This is a genomic window from Jannaschia formosa, assembly GCF_003340555.1.
GTDB classification, from domain to species: domain Bacteria; phylum Pseudomonadota; class Alphaproteobacteria; order Rhodobacterales; family Rhodobacteraceae; genus Jannaschia; species Jannaschia formosa.
The window spans coordinates 175,917-194,756 of the sequence record NZ_QPLJ01000006.1; the positions used below are offsets into that span (position 1 = coordinate 175,917).

At 71.8% G+C, this 18,840-nt stretch carries 17 protein-coding genes; 12 read left to right on the forward strand and 5 right to left on the reverse strand.

The annotated features are described in order from the left end of the window. The first annotated feature begins 55 nt into the window (after nt 1-55). Nucleotides 56-943, forward strand: a complete 888-nt coding sequence (locus DR046_RS09200) for a lytic transglycosylase domain-containing protein (RefSeq protein WP_167767022.1) — start codon at nt 56-58, stop codon at nt 941-943. A 493-nt stretch (nt 944-1,436) separates the two neighbouring features. Here the strand turns inward: DR046_RS09200 and DR046_RS09205 are convergent, their stop codons facing one another. Next, entirely contained in the window at nt 1,437-3,137 is a 1,701-nt protein-coding gene (locus DR046_RS09205; protein ID WP_115382081.1) for an NAD(P)H-dependent oxidoreductase subunit E, read from the reverse strand. A gap of 203 nt (nt 3,138-3,340) precedes the next feature. Here DR046_RS09205 and DR046_RS09210 point away from each other — a divergent pair, with 203 nt between their 5' ends. Both DR046_RS09210 and DR046_RS09215 read left to right on the forward strand, forming a co-directional pair. Continuing rightward, entirely contained in the window at nt 3,341-4,429 is a 1,089-nt protein-coding gene (locus tag DR046_RS09210; RefSeq protein WP_115382082.1) for an alkane 1-monooxygenase, read from the forward strand. Continuing rightward, on the forward strand, nt 4,420-4,815 hold the full coding sequence (locus DR046_RS09215) for a hypothetical protein (protein ID WP_115382083.1): 396 nt from the start codon (nt 4,420-4,422) through the stop codon (nt 4,813-4,815). Before DR046_RS09210 ends, DR046_RS09215 begins: the two co-directional genes overlap by 10 nt. Nucleotides 4,816-5,037: 222 nt before the next feature. Here DR046_RS09215 and xseA read toward each other — a convergent pair whose 3' ends face one another. Together xseA and DR046_RS09225 are read right to left on the reverse strand one after the other, a co-directional pair. Then, nucleotides 5,038-6,645, reverse strand: a complete 1,608-nt coding sequence (gene xseA, locus DR046_RS09220) for an exodeoxyribonuclease VII large subunit (protein WP_115382084.1) — start codon at nt 6,643-6,645, stop codon at nt 5,038-5,040. An 86-nt stretch (nt 6,646-6,731) separates the two neighbouring features. Continuing rightward, nucleotides 6,732-7,367 carry a glycine-rich domain-containing protein gene (locus DR046_RS09225; protein WP_115382085.1) on the reverse strand — a complete coding sequence of 212 codons (636 nt, stop codon included), beginning with the start codon at nt 7,365-7,367 and terminating at the stop codon, nt 6,732-6,734. A gap of 172 nt (nt 7,368-7,539) precedes the next feature. On the opposite strand from DR046_RS09225, the gene purD reads away from it, so the two are divergent. Next, a complete protein-coding gene (purD, locus tag DR046_RS09230) occupies nt 7,540-8,796 on the forward strand; it encodes a phosphoribosylamine--glycine ligase (RefSeq protein ID WP_115382086.1) in 1,257 nt (418 codons plus the stop codon). A 78-nt stretch (nt 8,797-8,874) separates the two neighbouring features. Here the strand turns inward: purD and DR046_RS09235 are convergent, their stop codons facing one another. Continuing rightward, nucleotides 8,875-10,497: an NAD(P)H-hydrate dehydratase gene (locus DR046_RS09235; RefSeq protein WP_245190883.1), complete on the reverse strand. Its 1,623-nt coding sequence runs from the start codon at nt 10,495-10,497 to the stop codon at nt 8,875-8,877. 131 nt (nt 10,498-10,628) lie between these two features. Between DR046_RS09235 and DR046_RS09240 the strand changes: the two genes are divergently transcribed. From DR046_RS09240 to aroQ, 4 genes are all read left to right on the forward strand, one after another. Beyond that, nucleotides 10,629-10,967 carry a P-II family nitrogen regulator gene (locus tag DR046_RS09240; RefSeq protein WP_115382088.1) on the forward strand — a complete coding sequence of 113 codons (339 nt, stop codon included), beginning with the start codon at nt 10,629-10,631 and terminating at the stop codon, nt 10,965-10,967. Nucleotides 10,968-11,018: 51 nt separating this feature from the next. Beyond that, nucleotides 11,019-12,425 (forward strand): type I glutamate--ammonia ligase, encoded by a 1,407-nt coding sequence (gene glnA, locus DR046_RS09245; RefSeq protein ID WP_115382089.1) that lies wholly within the window; start codon nt 11,019-11,021, stop codon nt 12,423-12,425. 120 nt (nt 12,426-12,545) lie between these two features. Then, entirely contained in the window at nt 12,546-13,034 is a 489-nt protein-coding gene (locus tag DR046_RS09250; protein WP_115382090.1) for a hypothetical protein, read from the forward strand. Nucleotides 13,035-13,160: 126 nt separating this feature from the next. Further along, nucleotides 13,161-13,577: a type II 3-dehydroquinate dehydratase gene (gene aroQ, locus DR046_RS09255; protein ID WP_115382091.1), complete on the forward strand. Its 417-nt coding sequence runs from the start codon at nt 13,161-13,163 to the stop codon at nt 13,575-13,577. On the opposite strand, the gene DR046_RS09260 is transcribed toward aroQ, so the two are convergent. Beyond that, on the reverse strand, nt 13,574-15,166 hold the full coding sequence (locus DR046_RS09260) for an ABC transporter permease (protein ID WP_115382122.1): 1,593 nt from the start codon (nt 15,164-15,166) through the stop codon (nt 13,574-13,576). The genes aroQ and DR046_RS09260 overlap by 4 nt on opposite strands. Before the next feature lie 149 nt (nt 15,167-15,315). On the opposite strand from DR046_RS09260, the gene DR046_RS09265 reads away from it, so the two are divergent. The 4 genes from DR046_RS09265 (at nt 15,316) to DR046_RS09280 (ending at nt 18,827) form a co-directional block, all read left to right on the forward strand. Further along, nucleotides 15,316-15,591, forward strand: a complete 276-nt coding sequence (locus tag DR046_RS09265) for a DUF1289 domain-containing protein (RefSeq protein ID WP_115382092.1) — start codon at nt 15,316-15,318, stop codon at nt 15,589-15,591. Nucleotides 15,592-15,886: 295 nt separating this feature from the next. After that, entirely contained in the window at nt 15,887-17,215 is a 1,329-nt protein-coding gene (locus DR046_RS09270; RefSeq protein WP_115382093.1) for a DUF4153 domain-containing protein, read from the forward strand. Then, nucleotides 17,212-17,889, forward strand: coding sequence for a response regulator transcription factor (locus DR046_RS09275; protein WP_115382094.1), 678 nt, complete (start codon nt 17,212-17,214; stop codon nt 17,887-17,889). Before DR046_RS09270 ends, DR046_RS09275 begins: the two co-directional genes overlap by 4 nt. After that, nucleotides 17,886-18,827, forward strand: coding sequence for a sensor histidine kinase (locus tag DR046_RS09280; RefSeq protein WP_115382095.1), 942 nt, complete (start codon nt 17,886-17,888; stop codon nt 18,825-18,827). The genes DR046_RS09275 and DR046_RS09280 overlap by 4 nt, the downstream gene beginning before the upstream one ends. Nucleotides 18,828-18,840 lie beyond the last annotated feature (13 nt).

The following is an 18,840-nucleotide window of genomic DNA, read 5'->3' on the forward strand; positions in this document are numbered from 1 at the left end:
GGGCGCGGCGCGGGGGCGGCTTGACAGCGGCGTGGACCCGTCCGACCGTCCGGCCATGTGGCGCATGCTTCTCTTTCTGACCGCCCTCGCCCTGCCCGCCGCCGCCGAGGACGTTCCGGAGCGCTTCTGCTCCGACGGCATCGACGCGCCGCGGCACTGCATCCGCACCGCCGAGGAACATTTCGCGCAGGACCTCTGCACTCAGATCGAGGCCGAGGCCAGGATGCATGACCTGCCCCCCGGCTTCCTCGCCCGCCTTCTCTGGCAGGAGAGCCGGTTCGACTCGAACGCCGTCAGCCCGATGCGCGCCCGCGGCATCGCGCAGTTCATCGACAGCACGGCGCGGCTGCGCAGGCTGAAGAACCCGTTCAACCCGGCCGAGGCCGTCGCCCGCTCCGCCGAGTATCTGGGAGAGATGGCGCGGCGCTACGGCAGCCTCGGGCTTGCGGCGATCGGCTACAACGGCGGCGAGCGGCGGGCCGAGGGCTGGCTCGCCGGGACCGGCGGGCTGGCGCGCGAGACGCGGGACTACGTCCTCATCGTCACCGGTCATTCCGCCGAGGCCTGGCGCGACGGCCCGCCCGAGGACGTGGACTATGCGCTCGACGGCGAGATGCCCTTCCGCGAGGCCTGCATCGCGATGGCGGCCGAGCGGCGGGTCACGCCGCTCGCCCCTCCGCCGCCGCAAATCGCGCCCTGGGGCGCGCAGGTCGCCTTCGGCACCACCCGCAGCGCTGCCCACGCCGCCTGGACCCGCCTGCGCCCCGCCTGCCGCAGCGCGGCGCCCGAGGAGCGGCTGGACTACGTGCCTGTGCGCCGCAGGGGTCCCGGCGACCGCATCTACCTGATGTTGCGGGTCGGTGCCGACACGCGCGCCGAGGCGGAACAGGTGTGCCGTGCCGTCTCGCGCGCGGGATGCCCCTGCCGCGCGTTCAGGAACTGACGCCGCGGCTTATGCCGTCGAAGCGTCGGAGGATGTCCTCAAATCAGGACGGATCTGAAAGATCCCGAGAGGGCGAAGCCCGGCGGGATCTTTCCCGATCAACCTTGTCGTCCGCCGCGTTAACCTTTCGCTAACCATTTTGCGGTCAGGTGGCAGGGCGTCGAGGTCCTTTGCACCGGGGCCGGGCGTCAACGACCGGCCCGCCCGGCCGTCGGGGCCCCATCACCCGGCGGCACAGGGCGGGTCGGCCCCCAAAGGGGGCGGCCGCGCCGGGCAAGGATGGCGGCTCGGTCGTCGCCCTACTTTATGGCCAATGACTTCGGACGTGTCTGACCTGGTCTCTGCCGTCTTCGCTTCCGCCCGTTCCGGCGGGCCTGACCCGGCGAACTGCTGGACGTGCCTTCCCGGCTTCCAGCAGGCAGAGCTTGGCTGAGCCTGAAGGTCGGAGATCTGCGGCGGCGGGTTCGATGGCCGCCACGGCTCCGCGACGGGTCTACCCTTTCGAGGTCAGCTCCTCCGGGAAATGCTTCGCCACCAGGCGGATCGGGCTCGGCGCCGCCTGCCCCAGACCGCAGATCGAGGCATCGGCCATCGCCTGGCAGATTTCCTCCAGCAGGCTCACGTCCCAGGCCGGGGCCTGCATCAGCTTCACCGCCTTCTCGCAACCGACCCGGCAGGGCGTGCATTGCCCGCAGCTCTCGCTCTCGAAGAAGCGCAGCATGTTGAGCGCGGCGTCCCGCGCGCTGTCGCGATCCGACAGCACGACCACCGCGGCAGAGCCGATGAAGCTGCCATGCGGCTGCAGCGTGTCGAAGTCGAGCGGTACGTCGTCCAGCGACGCGGGCAGCAGCCCCGAGGACGGCCCGCCCGGCTGGTAGGCCTTGAACGCATGGCCCGGCGCCATGCCCCCGGCGGCGGCGATGATCTCAGTGATCGTGGAGCCCGCGGGCAGCAGGTAGACCCCCGGCGCGGCCACCCGGCCGGACACGGAGTAGCTGCGCAACCCCTTGCGGCCGTTGTGCTCCACCGATGACAGGACCTCCGGCCCCTCGCGCAGGACGCGGGCGATCCAATGGCAGGTCTCGACATTGTGGACGAGGGTCGGGCGCCCGAACAGCCCGACCTGAGCGACGTAAGGCGGCCGGTGGCGCGGCAGCCCGCGCTTGCCCTCGATCGACTCGATCATCGCCGATTCCTCGCCGCAGATATAGGCGCCCGCGCCGCGGCGCAGTTCGACGAAGCCGGGGGCGATCAGGCCCGCCGCCTCCAGCGCGGCGATCTCTCGGCGCAGGATCTCCAGCACGGCGGGATATTCGTCGCGCATGTAGAGGTAGACGCGCTCCGCCTCGACGGCCCAGGCGGCGATCAGCATGCCTTCGAGGAACAGGTGCGGCACCCGCTCGAGGTAGTAGCGGTCCTTGAAGGTCCCCGGCTCGCCCTCGTCGCCGTTGACGGCCATCAGCCGCGGACCCGGATTGGCCCGTACGAAGCCCCATTTGCGCCCCGATGGGAAGCCCGCGCCGCCCAGGCCCCGCAACCCCGAGGCGGCCACCTGCGCCTGCGCCGCCTCCCAGTCTCCGCTGGTGCGCAGCCTCGCCAGCACCGCGTAGCCGCCGCCCGCGCGATAGGCGTCGAGTCCCTCGTAGTCGGGCATGCGCGGATGGGTGTCGCCCGAGGCGACGACCTCGGACACGAGGTCAGGCGTGGCGCGGTCGACATGGCGATGCCCGACCTCACAGACCGGCGCCGTGTCGCAACGGCCCATGCAGGGCGCACGCAGGACGCGGACCTTCGCCGGATCGGTCCCCGCCTCCAGCGCGGCGATCAGCGCCTCGGAGCCCGCCAGTTCGCAGGAGAGGCTGTCGCAGACGCGGATCGTCAGGTCGGGCGGAACCGGGTCGTCCTCGCGGAGCGGATCGAAATGCGCATAGAACGTCGCCACCTCCCAGACCTCGGCCATGCTGAGGCGCATCTCCTCGGCCAGGGCGCGCAGGTGGCGGGCGGAAAGATGGCCATGGGCGTCCTGGATCAGGTGCAGGAACTCGATCAGCAGGTCGCGTCGGCGGGGCCGGTCGCCGAGCAGCGCGCGCAACTCTTCCAGCGCGAGGTCGTCGTATTGGCGGCCCTTCGGCGTGGCCCGGCCCCGGCCCTTGCCGGACTTCCAGACGCCCTTCTTGTCGGTCCCGTCGAGCATGTCGTTCCTCCTGTCACGGGGCACCCTCGCATGCCCCCGCGCAAAGGGGCAGGCGCGAAGGCGACACCCTTTCGCCCGTTTGCGCGCCGCGATCCGGTGCGGCAAGGGGTCTCAGCCGGCCTGCGACGACCTGCCTGCCCTCTTTTGTTCAGTTTTCGGGTCTAGGGTCGTCGGCGCGAATCACCAGTGTCGGAGTTGCCCCCATGCCCCCCATCCTCGGCTTCGTCGCCGCGCTCGGCCTCTCGGTGGCCCTCCTCGTCGCCGGAGCCCTGGCCGACGGCTGGTGGGATTTCGCCTCCTTCCTGTGGATGGGCTGGGTCGTGGCCGCGATGGACCACTTCATGCAGCGCGAGACGCCGGGCCCGACAGAATGGCAGGCCAAGGCGCTGACCGTCGGGCTGGCCCTGATCCATTTCCCGCTGCTCGGCCTCGCCGTCTGGGCGCTGGCGCAGGGCGGGCCGATCCTGAACTGGCTGGCGTACCTCGTGGCCTCTGGACTGTTCTTCGGCCAGATCATGAACTCCAACGCGCATGAGATGATCCATGCTCGCGGCCGCATCCGGCGCATTCTGGGCAAGTGGATCTACGTCACGCTGCTGTTCGGGCACCACACCTCGTCGCACCCGCTGCTGCACCACGTCCATGTGGCCACCCCGAACGACCCGAACACCGCCCGGCTGGGCGAATCCTGGTGGCGCTTCGTCTTCCGGGCGGGGCACCATTCGTTCTGGAAGGGGCTCGCGGCGGAGAAGCGGCGCCAGCGCACCGCCGGGCGCCACCCCTGGCACTGGCGCAACCCGTACTGGGTCTATGTCGGCGGCGGAGGGGCGTGCCTCGTCGCCTCCTACGCGACTCTGGGCCTCGCGGGGCTGGGCGCCTACTACGCGATCTGCGTGCTCGTCCACAGCCAGCTTCTGATGACCGACTACGTCCTGCATTACGGGATGCGGCGCAGGAAGATCGGCGACAAGTACGAGCCGGTGACGGCCCGCCATTCCTGGAACACGCCCCACGTCATGACCAACCTGCTGACGCTGCACGCCCCGCGCCACAGCGACCACCACGCCAACCCGTCCCGCGGCTTCGAGGCGCTGCGGCTGTCGGACGACCAGCCGATGCTGCCCTATTCGCTGCCGGTGATGGTGACTCTGGCGCTCTGGCCTGCCTACTGGCGCAAGATGATGGACCCGCGGGTGCGCGCGCTGCGTCAGGAGGATGCGCCCGCGAAGCCACTGGACAGGCGGCGCGCGCGGCGTCAGCGTGCCCGGCAAGGAGATCCGACATGCGCCTGATCCTCGCCCTGTCCCTGCTCGCCGCCCCGGCCTTCGCGGAACGTGCCGTCTCGCCCGAGGAGTTCGAGCAGATGGTCCACGGCAAGACCTTCCATTTCGACCGCTTCGGCGAACCCTTCGGCTCCGAGCAGTATTTCCCCGACCGCAGGGTGATCTGGGCCTTCGAGGGCGGCGAGTGCCAGCGCGGCATCTGGTTCGCCAACGTCCGGGACGAGATCTGCTTCGTCTACGACAGCAGCCCAGAGCCGCAATGCTGGCACTTCCTGGAGATGCCGGATGGCGATCTTCACGCCCGGGTCGTGGGCGACGACCCGACGCAGGATCTGGTGACGTCGGATATCGGGACGGAGTCGCTCGACTGCCCGCTGCCGGACCTGGGAGTCTGAGGGGAGCCGGACAGAAGCCCGGGCGCAGTTCGGCGGGCCGCGGCGTAGCGATCTGAACCCGGCGCTCCTTAGCCGCCGAGGTCCGAAGACCTTCCCGGCACGCGCCTCATCTCGCCGCAACGCGAGCCCGGGCGGCAGCCCTGCCAAATGCCGCCTTCCGGCGGGGCCGGTCGCCGCGTCACGCAACGGCCGCGGCTTGGGAGAGCCCTTACAGGAGCCGTCTCAGAACAGCGTGCCCTGATCCTCCTCGGGCTCTGCCTTCCGCCGCTTCGCCGCCGGGCCCCCGGTGACCGCGTCGACCCGCGGCCCGCCCGCGAATTGAAGCTGCACCTGCCGCGCCGCCTGCGCGGCCTCGGCGGAGGTCACGACGCGGTTGCCGTCCCAGACGACGGCGAATCCACGCTCCAGCGTGCGCTCGTAGCCCAGCGACTCCCGCAGCCGGTCCAAGGCTTCCAGCCGCGCCACGCGCGCGGCGTGCTCGCCCCGCGCCGCGACCGAGAGCCGCCGGAGGAGGCCCGCCAGGCGGTCCGCGTCCCGTCCCCGCCGTCGCGCCAGCGGCGCCGGGGTCAGGCGGCGCGCCACCCTTTCCAGATCGCGCCGCGGCTGGACGAAGCCCCGGCGCGCCAGCCGCTCCAGCCCGGCCGACTGCGCGGCGAGACCCGACGCCGCCTCGCGCTGGCGATCCCGCAAGCCCTGTTCCAGCCGCCGGGCGAGCCCGTCGAGCCGCGCCCTCTCGCGCGACAGCCGGTCCCCGGGCACGACCCGCCCGGCCAGCGCGCCGAGCCGCAGGCGCGCGCGGCTCACCTGCGCCTGAAGCGCCGCGGGCAGACGATGGCCAAGCGTCTCGATGCGGCTGCGCGGCCGCTCCAGCAGCGTCTCGGCCCGCGGAAGCCCACGCGCCAGGTCGCGCAGCCGCTGCTCCCGCGACCGCACCGCCATCGCCGCCGCGCGCGCCTGCCGCGCACCCAGCGCAGTGACCGCCGCGATCAGGTCCGCCCGGACCGGCACCGCCATCTCGGCCGCCGCCGTGGGGGTCGGCGCGCGGCGGTCGGCGGCGTGGTCGATCAGCGTCGTGTCCGTCTCGTGGCCCACGGCCGAGATTAGCGGGATCGTGCAGGCGGCGGCGGCGCGCACCACAACCTCCTCGTTGAAGCCCCACAGATCCTCGATGGACCCGCCACCCCGCGCGACGATCAGAAGGTCGGGCCGCGGGATCGGCGCGCCGGGCCGCAGCGCGTCGAAGCCCCGGATGGCGTTCGCCACCTCACCCGCAGAGGCGCGGCCCTGCACCGCGACCGGCCAGATCAGCACGTCGCGCGGGAAGCGGTCGCCCAGCCGGTGCAGGATGTCGCGGATAACCGCCCCCTGCGGCGAGGTCACGACACCGATCACGTCGGGCAGGAACGGCAGGGGCCGCTTGCGCGACGGCTCGAACAACCCTTCGGCGGCGAGCTGCGCGCGCCGCTTCTCCAGCATGGCGAGCAGCGCGCCGCGCCCGGCCACCTCCATCGCGTCGACGTTCAGATTGTATTTGGACTGCGCGCCGAAGCCCGACAGCTTGCCGGTCACGACGACCTCCATCCCCTCCTCCGGCTGGACGGAGAGGCCGGCGATCTGGCCGCGCCAGGTCGTGCAGGCCAGCACGTTCCGGTCGTCCTTGACGTCGTAGTAGAGATGGCCGGAGCGCGCCTTGAAGATGCGCCCGATCTCGCCCTTCACCCGGATGCGGCCGAACCGGTCCTCCAATGCCTGCTTCACCGCGCCCGAGATCTCGGACACGGTATATTCGCCCACATTGCCGCGCGGGCCCTCGTCGATCAGGTCGTCCATGACCCACACCCTAGAGTCCGTGACCCGCGGGCGCCAGCGCACTAGGACACGATCGGGCCAGCGGGCCAGCGTCCCGGTCCGTCCTCTCAGTCGCCGCAGCCGCCGCCGCAATCGCCGCAGTCGCCGCCCTCGCTGTCCGACCAGATGTCGATGCCGAATTCGAAGCCGAGCGCCGGCACCGCCTGCGACAGCCCCAGGATGAAGATGCAGCCCCCGGAGACGAGGCCGAACAGGCTGAGGAGCAGCAGGCCCTCGGCCTGGCCGATGGAGACGAGCGCCATCATCCAGACCGCTCCGAAGGCCATCGCCGCGACGCCGCCCCACCCGCTTCGATGGGACCAGATGCCCTTCGGCGGGGCCTCTCCGAACTCCCGCTCGTAGCGCCGGATCGTGTCGGCGTAGTCGCCGCCATGGCCGGCGGGGGTGCCCGGCTGGTGATGGACGGGCCGTCCGCCCAGCGCCCCGGGGACGAAGCGGGTCCAGTAGTCTCGGGTGTGGGTGAGGTGCAGATGCCAGACGGCGTCGACCGCCCGGGAAGGCACGGAGCGGCCCTCATCCAGGGCCGCAAGGTAGATGAAGCGCCGGTACTCCTCGATGCCCCGGAAAGCGGTGGTCAGGCTGATCCTGTGCTCCCTGGCGAGTTGTTCGGCGAAGGAGGCGCCCGCCGCGCCGGCGGGGAGGGGATGCGCCCGGATGGCGTCCCAGAGGGGTCTGTTCCTCAAGCGGTGTATCTCGCGTCGTTTCTCATGGCCCCAGGGTGCCCGAGCCATGTGACGGTTCGATGACGCGGGCTGGCGACGATCGGCGCGCATCGTTTCCGGGCGGCTCGCGATCTGCCCGGCTTGCCTGCCGCGTCCCGCGCCCCTAGACCGCGCGCCATCAGGGAGGCGCCGCATGAACATCCTCATCCTTGGCTCCGGCGGGCGGGAGCATGCGCTTGCCTGGGCCGTTCTGCAGAACCCGAAATGCGACCGGCTGATCGTCGCCCCCGGGAATGCGGGCATCGCCGAGATCGCGGAATGCGCCGAGCTCGACATCCTCGACGGCGCCGCCCTGGCCGACTGGGCCTGCGAGGAGAGCGTCGACATCGTCATCGTCGGTCCCGAAGCGCCGCTGGCCGCGGGCGTGGCCGACGCGCTGACCGAGGCCGGGATCGCCGTGTTCGGGCCCTCGGCGGCGGCGGCCCGGCTGGAGGCGTCGAAGGCCTTCACCAAGGAGATCTGCGCCGCCGTCGGCGCGCCGACCGCCGCCTATGCCCGCTTCGACGCGCTGGCGCCCGCGCTGGCGCATGTGGCGGACCATCCCCTGCCCGTCGTCGTCAAGGCCGACGGGCTGGCCGCCGGCAAGGGCGTGACCGTGGCCGAGACGCGGGACGAGGCGAAGGCGGCGCTGCGCGCGCTCTTCGCCGAACCGGGCGCCGAGGTCGTCATCGAGGCCTTCCTTGCGGGCGAGGAGGCCTCGTTCTTCTGCCTCGTCGACGGAGAGACCGTCCTGCCGCTGGGCAGCGCGCAGGACCACAAGCGCATCGGCGAGGGCGATACCGGCCCCAACACCGGCGGGATGGGCGCCTATTCCCCGGCGCCGGTGATGACCGCAGAGGTCGAGCGGCGTGCCCTGGACGAGATCGTGCGCCCGACCATGGCCGAGATGGTCCGGCGCGGCACGCCCTTCCGCGGCGTGCTCTTCGTCGGGCTGATGATCGAGGACGGCGCGCCCGCCCTGGTGGAATACAACGTCCGCTTCGGCGACCCGGAGTGCCAGTGCCTGATGATGCGGCTCGGCGGGCAGGCGCTGGACCTGATGCTGGCCTGCGCCGAGGGGCGTCTTGCGGAGGCGCGCGTCAACTGGGCCGATGACCACGCGGTCTGCGTGGTGATGGCCGCACGGGGCTATCCCGGTCCCTACGCCAAGGGCGGCGAGATCGGCGGGCTGGACGCCCTGCCCCGCGACAGCCGCCGGATGGCGTTCCATGCGGGCACGGCCCTGCGCGACGGCCGGGTCGTCGCCACGGGCGGCCGGGTGCTGGGCCTGACGGCACGCGGCGCGACCCTGGCCGAGGCGCGGGACGCGGCCTATGCGATGGCCGATGCGGTGGACTGGCCGGACGGGATCATGCGCCGCGACATCGGCTGGCGGGCGCTGGGGCGCTAGAGGGCAAGAGGCCCCCGCTTGCGGCGCTCCGCCTTGGTATTCGCAGAGAGATGAGCGGCGCGCGTCAGTCACAACCCTTCACGAAGCGGACCCCGCGTCGAGGTCGCGCAGGACGCGCGGCAGCATCTCGGGCAGGTCCTCGGCGATCAGCCCCGGCCCGAAGGCGCGGGCCGCCTCGACATGCAGCCAGACCGCGGCCTCGCAGGCCTTTGACAGGTCGAAGCCGCGCGCCAGCAGCCCCGTGACGATCCCCGCCAGCACATCTCCGGCCCCGGCCGTCGCGAGCCACGGCGCCTCGCGCCCGTAGGCGGCGGTGTGTATCGCGGCGCGGCCCGACGTCCCGGCGATGACGGTATCGGGGCCCTTGAGCAGCACCGTGCCGCCCAGTCGCGCGGCGAGGTCGCGCGCGGCGTCGAGCTTGGAATAGGCGGGGCCGGCCTCGGCGGGAGCCTTGAGCCTGTCGGCGAGGTCGGGGGCGAGGCGGGCGAACTCGCCCATGTGGGGGGTGAGGACGCAGCGGTCGTGAAGCGCTCCGGCCAGCCCAGCGTCTCCCGCGATCAGCGTCAGCGCGTCGCCGTCGAGCACGGTCGCCCGCTTCGCCGCGAGGGCGACCGCGACCAGCCCGGCCTCCCGCGCGCCGGTGCCGAGTCCCGGCCCGAGGCAGAGCGCGTTGAGGCGGGCGTCCTCCAGCAACGCGGCCAGCGCCTCACCGTCCCGCACCGCCCGCAGCATGATCGCGTCCATGCGCGAGGCGTTCTCGATCAGCGCGGCGGGCGGCGGCGCGACGGTGACGAGCCCCGCCCCGATCCGCAGCGCGGCCCGCGCAGCCATGCGTCCGGCCCCTCCGCGCCCGACGCCGCCGGCGAGGACGAGGGCGTGGCCATGATCGAACTTGTGGCCCGACCGCTTCTGGACCCCCGGACGGGCGACCCGATGGGCGGCGCGATGCGAGGGCGCAGGCAAGCCGAGGTCGACGATCGAAAGCTTGCCGCAAAGCTCCGGGCCGTCGGCCAGCAGATGACCCGGTTTCATCGTTCCGAAGGTGACGGTCAGATCGGCCCGGACGCGCGGCAGGCCGGGCGGCTCCAGCAGCCGCCCGCTTTCGGCGCAGAGACCGCTCGGCACGTCCAGACAGACAATGCGGGGGCGACGGGTCGCGGGCGCGTCGTCCCCGTCGCGAAGGTCGGCAAGAAGCAACGCGACCGCATCGCCGAGATCCGAGGCGACCGGGCGGGTCAGCCCCGTTCCGAACAGCGCATCGACGACGACATTCGTCCGGGGCACCTCCCAACCGGGATGCAGCCGTTCATCCCGCATCTCTCCGACCGCTTCCTCGGTCAGGGGGGAAACCAGGCCATGCCTCAGCCAACGCTCGTGATTCACCCGCGCATCCGGGGGCAGCTTCGCTGCATCGCCGGAGAAGAAGCAGACCACCTCCCACCCGCGCTCCTTCAGCAGCCGCGCGACGACGAACCCGTCGCCCCCGTTGTTGCCCGGCCCGCAGAGCACCACGGCGCGCGACCCTGCCCCCAACTCCGGCCACTCCGCCAGGATCGCCTCGACCGCCCCAGCGCCCGCGCGCTCCATCAACTCCAGCCCGGTGACCGCCCCGGACTCGATGGCGGCGCGCTCCAGGGCGCGCATCTGGGCGGCGGTCAGGATGTCCTCGGGCATGTATTCACCATCTGCACATAATTTCATCACGCCGGTCATTTCGTAGGCGCCCCACCAGATTCCCGGACCGGGAGAAATGGCCCCGCCGACCCCGGCATGGACCCTCGCCGCGACACCTGTTTGACCTCCCTCGGACACCGGGGCGGGAGGAACATCCGTTGAAGAAGATCGAGGCGATCATCAAGCCGTTCAAGCTGGACGAGGTGAAGGAAGCTCTCCAGGAAATCGGCATCCAGGGCCTCTCGGTCACCGAGGTCAAGGGCTTCGGGCGGCAGAAGGGCCATACCGAACTCTACCGCGGCGCCGAGTACGTGGTCGACTTCCTGCCGAAGGTGAAGGTCGAGGTCGTCCTGACCGAGGACATGGTCGAGCCGGCCATCGACGCCATCGTGCAGGCCGCCAAGACCGACAAGATCGGAGACGGCAAGATCTTCGTCACGCCCGTCGAGCAGGCCATCCGCATCCGCACCGGAGAATCCGGCGACGACGCGATCTGACGCCGCCGGCCCGTAATCACCACCCAAGACACGACAACGAGAGGGAACCCCATGAGCAAGGACGCAGTCCTCAAGACGATCAAGGACGAGGACGTCGAATATGTCGACATCCGCTTCACCGACCCGCGCGGCAAGCTGCAGCATGTCACGGTGATGGCGGACCAGGTCGACGCCGACTTCCTCGACGAAGGGTTCATGTTCGACGGCTCCTCGATCGCGGGCTGGAAGGGGATCGAGGCCTCGGACATGAAGCTCATGCCCGACACTGAAAGCGCCTATATCGACCCGTTCTACGCCGAGAAGACCCTCTGCGTGCATTGCACCGTGGTCGAGCCCGACACCGGCGAAGCCTATAATCGCGACCCGCGCGGCACCGCGCAGCTGGCCGAGGCCTACCTGAAGTCGACCGGCATCGGCGACACCGCCTTCTTCGGCCCCGAGGCGGAGTTCTTCCTCTTCGACGACGTCCGCTTCTCGAACACGATGAACAAGGTCGCCTTCGAGGTCGACGCGGCCGACGCCGCCTGGAACTCGGGCACCGAGTACGAGATGGGCAACATGGGCCACCGGCCCGGCGTCAAGGGCGGCTACTTCCCGGTCAACCCGACCGACGCGGCGCAGGACCTGCGCTCCGAGATGCTGTCGACCATGAAGCGCATCGGCATGAAGGTCGACAAGCACCATCACGAGGTGGCCTCCTGCCAGCACGAGCTGGGCCTGATCTTCGACAGCCTCACCAAGCAGGCCGACGAGATCCAGAAGTACAAGTACGTGATCCACAACGTGGCCCATGCCTACGGCAAGTCGGCCACGTTCATGCCGAAGCCCATCGCGGGCGACAACGGCTCGGGGATGCACGTCAACATGTCGATCTGGAAGGACGGCAAGCCGCTCTTCGCGGGCGACCAGTATGCCGACCTGTCGATGGAAGCGCTCTACTTCATCGGCGGCATCCTCAAGCACGCCAAGGCGCTGAACGCCTTCACCAACCCCGGGACGAACTCCTACAAGCGTCTGATCCCGGGCTTCGAGGCCCCCGTCCTGCGCGCCTATTCCGCGCGCAACCGCTCGGGCTGCGTCCGGATTCCGTGGACCGAGTCGCCCAAGGCCAAGCGCGTCGAGGCCCGCTTCCCGGATCCGTCGGCCAACCCCTACCTCGCCTTCGCAGCGCTGCTGATGGCCGGCATCGACGGCATCCAGAACAAGATCCACCCGGGCGAGCCCTCGGACAAGGACCTCTACGACCTGCCCGCCGAGGAGCTGGCCTCGATCCCGACCGTCTGCGGCTCCCTGCGCGAGGCCCTGGACGAGCTGGAGAAGGACCACGACTTCCTGCTGGCCGGCGATGTCTTCACCCGCGACCAGATCGAGGGCTACATGGCGCTCAAGTGGGACGAGGTCTACAAGTACGAGCACACCCCGCACCCGGTCGAGTACCAGCTCTACTACAGCTGCTGAAGGCGGCGGGCATGACGATGCCCACACTGCCGAACCCGGGGGGCGTCCGTCAGGACGCCCCCCTTTTCGTATGGCGTCGCACCTGACAGAAAGCCCGTGACCGATCACGGGGAAACGACCATGCGCCTGACTGCCCTGCTCGCCTCCTTCATCGCCCTGCCCGCCCTGGCCGAGCCGATCGTGCCGCTGGACGGGCTCTGGACGACGCGGACCGTGTCGAGCGAGATCGGCGAGGACTGCTCGGAGGGGCTGCGCCCGATGCTCGCGCCGCTGATCGCCTCCCTGCTCGTGACCCAGTCGGAGGAGATGGCCTGGGGCGGACGGTTCGACCCGCGAGAGATGAGCGGCGGGCCGGCCCATCAGAGCGTGACCTGGACCCAGCTTGACGACAACACCTGGGAAGCGGTCATGGCCGATCCGGAATTGTCCGAGGGCCGGCCCGCGGTCGGCATGCGCATGGAAGCGGTGGCGCCCGACCGGATCGAGGCCGCGATGATCTTCGATCTGGAACAGATGATGGGCGACGACGCGACCGACATGGAGGGCGTACCAATCGACGCCGAAAACTGCACCCTGTCGCTGGAGGCGGTCAGCACCCTGACGCGCTGAACTCCGCCCTGTCGTCGCTGCCCGTCCGCCCCGTCCCGACCGCCGTCGCACCATGTCCGAACCGGCTCCGCTTCGCGCTTCCGTGCGGAGCGCAAGCAGACTAGAGCCGGGACAGGGAGGCGCGCCATGACAGAGATCCTCGTCCTCAACGGACCGAACCTGAACCTGCTCGGCCAGCGGGAGCCGCATATCTACGGGGCCGAGACCCTGGCCGACGTGGAGTCGTCCTGCCGCGCGCTGGGGCTGGCGGAGCTGACCTTCCGCCAGTCGAACCACGAGGGCCAGCTCGTCGACTGGATTCAGGAGGCGCGGGGCCGCTTCGACGCCATCGTCATCAACCCGGGCGCCTATTCCCACACCTCGATCGCGATCCTCGACGCGCTCTCGGCCTACGAGGGGCGAGTGGTGGAGGTGCATATCTCCAACATCCACCGGCGCGAGGCCTTCCGCCACCACTCCCATGTCAGCGCGCGGGCCGAGGCGGTGATCGCCGGGCTCGGCACCGAGGGCTACCGCGCCGCGATCCGGTGGCTCGCAGGCTAGGACCTGTCGCCCGCCCGCCCCATCCGCCGCATCAGGATCACCACCGGGATCAGTCCCAGCGCCGCCAGCGCCAGCGACGGGACGGCCGCGCCCGACAGCCGCTCGTCCGAGGCGAGGCGGTGGGCCTGCACGGCCAGCGTATCGAAGTTGAAGGGCCGCAGGATCAGCGTCGCCGGAAGCTCCTTGGCGACGTCGACGAAGACGATCAGCGCCGCCGTCGCCACCGCCGGGCGCAGCACCGGCAGATGCACCCGCCGCACCGTGCCCCAGAGCCCGGCGCCCAGCACCCGCGCCGCCGCGTCGACATTATGCGTCACCGTGGCCAGCCCCCCTTCATAGGCGCCGACCGCCGCGGCGAGGAACCGCACCATGTAGGCGCCGACCAGCAGCCAGATGGAGCCGGTGACCAGAAGCCCGGTGTCGATGCCGAACCGCGACTCCATGAAGGCGTCGACGGCGTTGTCGAAGGCGCCGAAGGGCACCAGCAGCCCGACGGCGATGACGCCCCCCGGCACCGCGTAGCCCAGCCGCCCCAGCGCCAGCGTCGTCTCGGAGGCGCGCCCGGGCACGGTCCGCGCATAGGTGCCCAGCACGATGGCGGCGAGCACGGTCAGGACCGAGGCGATGGCCGCCAGCGTGATCGTGTTCGTGGCAAAGGCCAGGTAGCGCGGCGAGGTGATGTCCTGCTCGGACCCCAGCGCCATCGCGAAGAGCGCCACAGCCGGCAGCGCCGCGCCGAAGACCACCGGCACGCCGCAGGCGAGAGAGGCGGCCGCCGCGCGCCAGCCGGTCAGCGGCACGCGGGCGGCGTCGTGCCGCCCACGCGCGGCGTATCGCGCGCCGGCCCGCGTCGCCCGCTCCAGCAGGGCGAGCAGCAGCGCGAAGGCGAGCAGGCCGAGGGCGAGTTGCGCCGCCGCCGCGCGGTCGGCCAGCGTGAACCAGGCGGTGTAGATCCCGGTCGAGAAGGTCTGCACGCCGAAGAAGGCGACGGTGCCGTAATCCGCGATGACCTCCATCGCGACCAGCAGCACGCCCGCGAAGATCGCGGGACGCGCCATCGGCAGCGCCACCCGCGCCCAAGCCGACCAGGGCCTGTGGCCGAGGCTGCGCGCGACCTCGAACGGACCGCGCCCCGTCAGCTGGAACGCGGCCCGCGCCAGCAGGTAGACATAAGGATAGAGCGTCAGCGTCAGCACGAAGGCCGCGCCGCCCAGCGACCTGATCTCCGGGAACCAGTAGTCGCGCGGCCCCCAGCCGGTCAGGTCGCGCAGCGCCGTCTGCACCGGGCCGGGAAAGTCCAGCACATGGGTATAGGCATAGGCCAGCACGTAGCCCGGGAAGGCCAGCGGGATGACCAGCACGGGCTCCAGCCAGCGGCGGCCGGGAAAGTCGCAGGCCACCACCAGCCAGGCCGCGCCCGCGCCGATGAGCGCGGCGCCGAAGCCGACCATGACCGCCAGCGCCAGCGTCGCGCCCGCATAGCGCGGCAGCACCGTGGAGCCGAGTTGCCGGACGGTGTCGAGCTCGCCCAGGACGGCCGCGACCACGACCGCCGCCATCGGCAGCAGGCAGCCCGCCGCCACCAGCATCGCGGGCCAGGCAAGCCGTCGCGGCGCCCTGTCACGGCGCTGGGACGCGGCATGGGTCAGGTCGGTCAAGGCGGTCTCCTTCCGGCCGATCGCGGCTCTGCGACGCGCCGGCCCTTCCCTTCGAACATCCGAGCGTTTATCTCAGGATCATGGCGAAGACACCCTCTCCCTGCATCGGCGTGTGCAAATTCAAGCGGACCGGCCCGGCGGGGGCGCATTGCATCGGCTGCTCGATGACCAAGGTCCAGAAGAAGATGGCCAAGCGCGCGTCCAAGTCCGGCAATGCCGAGGGCGAGGCCTTCGTGGCTCTGGTCGCGGCGCAGCAGGAGCAGATGGGCCGCTACACCCATTGGCGCCCCGCCTATCTGAAGCGCTGCCTGAAAAAGGGCGTCCCGGTGCCGGAGGCCGTCCGCAAGGCCGGCTGAGAGGGGTCTCGGTCCCCTATGTTTGCCGTCATCGCCGGGCTTGACCTGGCGACCCACTGAACGGTTTTCCCCTGGCCGCACCTGCCGTCCATCGGGTCGAGCACGGCGAAGACCATTATGGCGATGAGCGACGCCCGGAAGCGAGCGGGGTGCCGCTCCGGCTCGCATGCCCCGGCTCGGTCGCCCCACGCAGGATGGCCGCCTTGCCACCCTGCACGTCTCCTGCACGGACGATGCACGGCCACGCCGCGACGGACGCGGCAGACCGCTCCGGAGATTCCAGCCGGAGGCCCCAATGACCCGACTTGCCCACCCTCTCCCCGCCCGCGCCGTCGAGGCGGCGGCGCTGCTCGCCGCGCTCCTGATCCTGGCCGACTGGCTCTTCTTCGACCGCGCCCTCGGCCTGTCGCTCGCGCTCTTCGTGCTGGCTGCGGGCGGGGCGGCGCTGTGGCTGTCGCCCGGCCCGCGCCTCGGCCCGGCGCTGCTGCTCGCAGCGGGGGCCGTTCCGGTGGTGGAGCTCCTGCAACCGCTCTCGGCCCTCCTCTGCGTGGGTTTCGGCCTTGCCGCCATCGCCTGGGCCCGGGGCCGCCCCGGGGACTGGCTCCGCCCGCTGGCCTGGATGCCCGTCGCCGCCCCGCGAGACGGCTGGCGGGCACTGACGCTGCTGCGCCAGGGCGGCGCGATGCCGGGCCTCGGCGGCGCCCTCGCGGGCTGGAGCCTGCCCGTCGGCGGCGCGCTGGTCCTCGTCGCGCTGATGGCCGAGGCCAACCCGGTGCTGGACGGCTGGCTCGCCCGCCTCTCCATCCTCCCCGACGCAGAGCGGCTCGTGTGGCGGGCCGTCTTCTGGTCGGGGCTCGCCCTGGTGCTCTGGCCGTTGCTCGTCTGGGTGCCCGCTGCGCCTGCCGCCCGGCCCGCCGGCTCCCTGCCCGGCGTCAACGCCGCCTCCGTCGCCCGCGCGCTGGTCGCGTTCAACGCGGTCCTCGCCGTGCAGACGGTATCGGACGCGGTGCTGCTCTGGGGCGGGGCGGGCCTGCCCGAGGGGATGAGCTGGGCCACCTACGCCCATCGCGGCGCCTATCCCCTGCTCGCCACGGCCCTGTTGGCCATCGCGTTTTCGCTGATCGCGCGGCCGCATCTCGGCGCGTCGAGGGCGCTGAAGGCCCTGCTGGTCCTCTGGCTTCTGCAGAACCTGATGCTCACGGCGTCCTCGGGCCTGCGCCTCACGGCCTATGTCGAGGCCTATGGCTACACGCTCCTGCGGCTGCACGCGGCGGTCTGGATGGGGACGGTCGCGGCGGGGCTGGGGCTGGCGCTCTGGCAGGTCTGGCGCGAGCGCTCGACGGATTGGCTGGTCCGGCGCGGCGCGCTTCTGGCGGCGGCGGTGCTCTGGGGCGCCTGCCTCGTGAACTTCTCGGCCATCGTCGCCGCCGGCAATGCTGCACGCGGGGGCGAGGTCGACCGCGCCACGCTCTGCGCCTTGGCGCCCACCGCCCATGCCGCGCTGGCCGAGGCGGGCAACCCGGCGGGCTGCAAGCTGACCGGCCCCGCGATCGAGGGCTGGCGCGACTGGGGCTTCCGCGCCTGGCGCGTCCGGTCCAGATTGCACGCGATGGAGGACGCATGAAGATCCTGATCGTCGACGACGACCCCCGCCTGCGCGAGGTCGTGCGCGTCGCCCTGGGGCGCGCGGGGCACGAGACGCTGACCGCCGCCGACGGGCAGCAGGCGCTGGACCGGGCGGCCCGCGAACGGCCCGACCTGATCGTGCTCGATATCGGCCTGCCGGAGCTGGACGGGCTGGAGGTCTGCCGCCGCCTGCGCGGGCGCGACGACGAGGTGCCGGTCCTGTTCCTGACCGCCCGCGACGACGAGGTCGACCGCATCGTCGGGCTGGAGCTCGGCGCCGACGACTACGTCACCAAGCCGTTCAGCCCGCGCGAGCTGGTCGCCCGCGTCGCCGCCATCCTCAAGCGCGCCCGGCCGCGCGCGCCGAAGACGCTGATCCACGGTGCGCTGGAACTGGACCCCGAGCGGCACGGGTGCACCGTGGCGGGACGGCCGGTGGCGCTGACGGCGACCGAAATGGCGATCCTGACGCGGCTCGCCTCCCGGCCCGACCGGGTGCAACCGCGCCCGGCGCTGGTCGATGCCGTTTTCGGCCCGGGCTCACCGGTCTCGGACCGGACCCTCGACAGCCACCTGCGCAACATCCGCGCCAAGCTGGCGGCGGCGGGCTGCGCCGACGCGGTCGAGACGGTGCATGGCGTGGGCCTGCGGCTGGGCCCCTGCACCGCATGAAATGGCGGCCCTCGCTGTGGTTCGTGGTGATGGGTGCGCTGGCGGGGACGCTGGCGCTGTCCTTTCTGGGGCTCGTGGCGCTGCGCTATCTGGGACCGGAGATCGGCTTCCGTCCCGCCGCCGCGGCGCTGGGCGGCATCATCGCGCTCGCCACCGCCATCCTCGGCTGGCTTCTGGTGCGCCTGATCCTTCGCCCGGTCGAGGCGCTGGCCGCCTATGCCCGCGCCGCCCGGTCCGGCGGCGGCGAGGCGCCCGCCCATTACGGCACGCGCGAACTGCGCGCGCTTGCGGGCGACGTGACCGGCATGGCCGAGGCGCTGCGCCGGCGGGAGGCCTCGATCCGCACCTATACCGACCACGTCACCCACGAGCTGAAGACCCCCGTCACCGCCATCCGCGCCGCCGTCGAGCTTCTGGAGGACGGGCCGGATCCCGCCCTGCTTCGGCAGATCGCGGGCGCGACCGGGCAGATCGAGGCGCAGCTTGCTGCGCTCCGCTCCGTCGCCGCCGCGCGGGAGCCGGGGCATCGCGGCTGGACCCGCCTCGCCGAACTCCTGCCGGAACTGCGCGCGGCCCATGCCCCCCTGACGCTGGAGGCGAGCGGCGAGGGATTGCCCCTGCCCCTCGCCGCGTCGGGTTTGCGGCCGGTGCTCGGCCACCTGCTCGCCAACGCCGCCGAGGCGGGCGCCACGCGCGCGATCCTGGCCGCCGATGCGCATGGGCTGACGGTCTCCGACGACGGCCCCGGCGTGACCGACGGCAACGCGCCCCGGCTCTTCGACCCGTTCTTCACCACGAAGCGCGTCGAGGGCGGGACCGGCATGGGTCTCGCCATCGTCCGCGCCCTGCTCGAAGCGCATTGCTGGGCCATCCGCCCGGCCCCCGGGCCGGGGCTTTCGCTGCGTCTCGATGCGCCCCGTCCGGACCAAGGCGATTGACGGCACCGCCGAT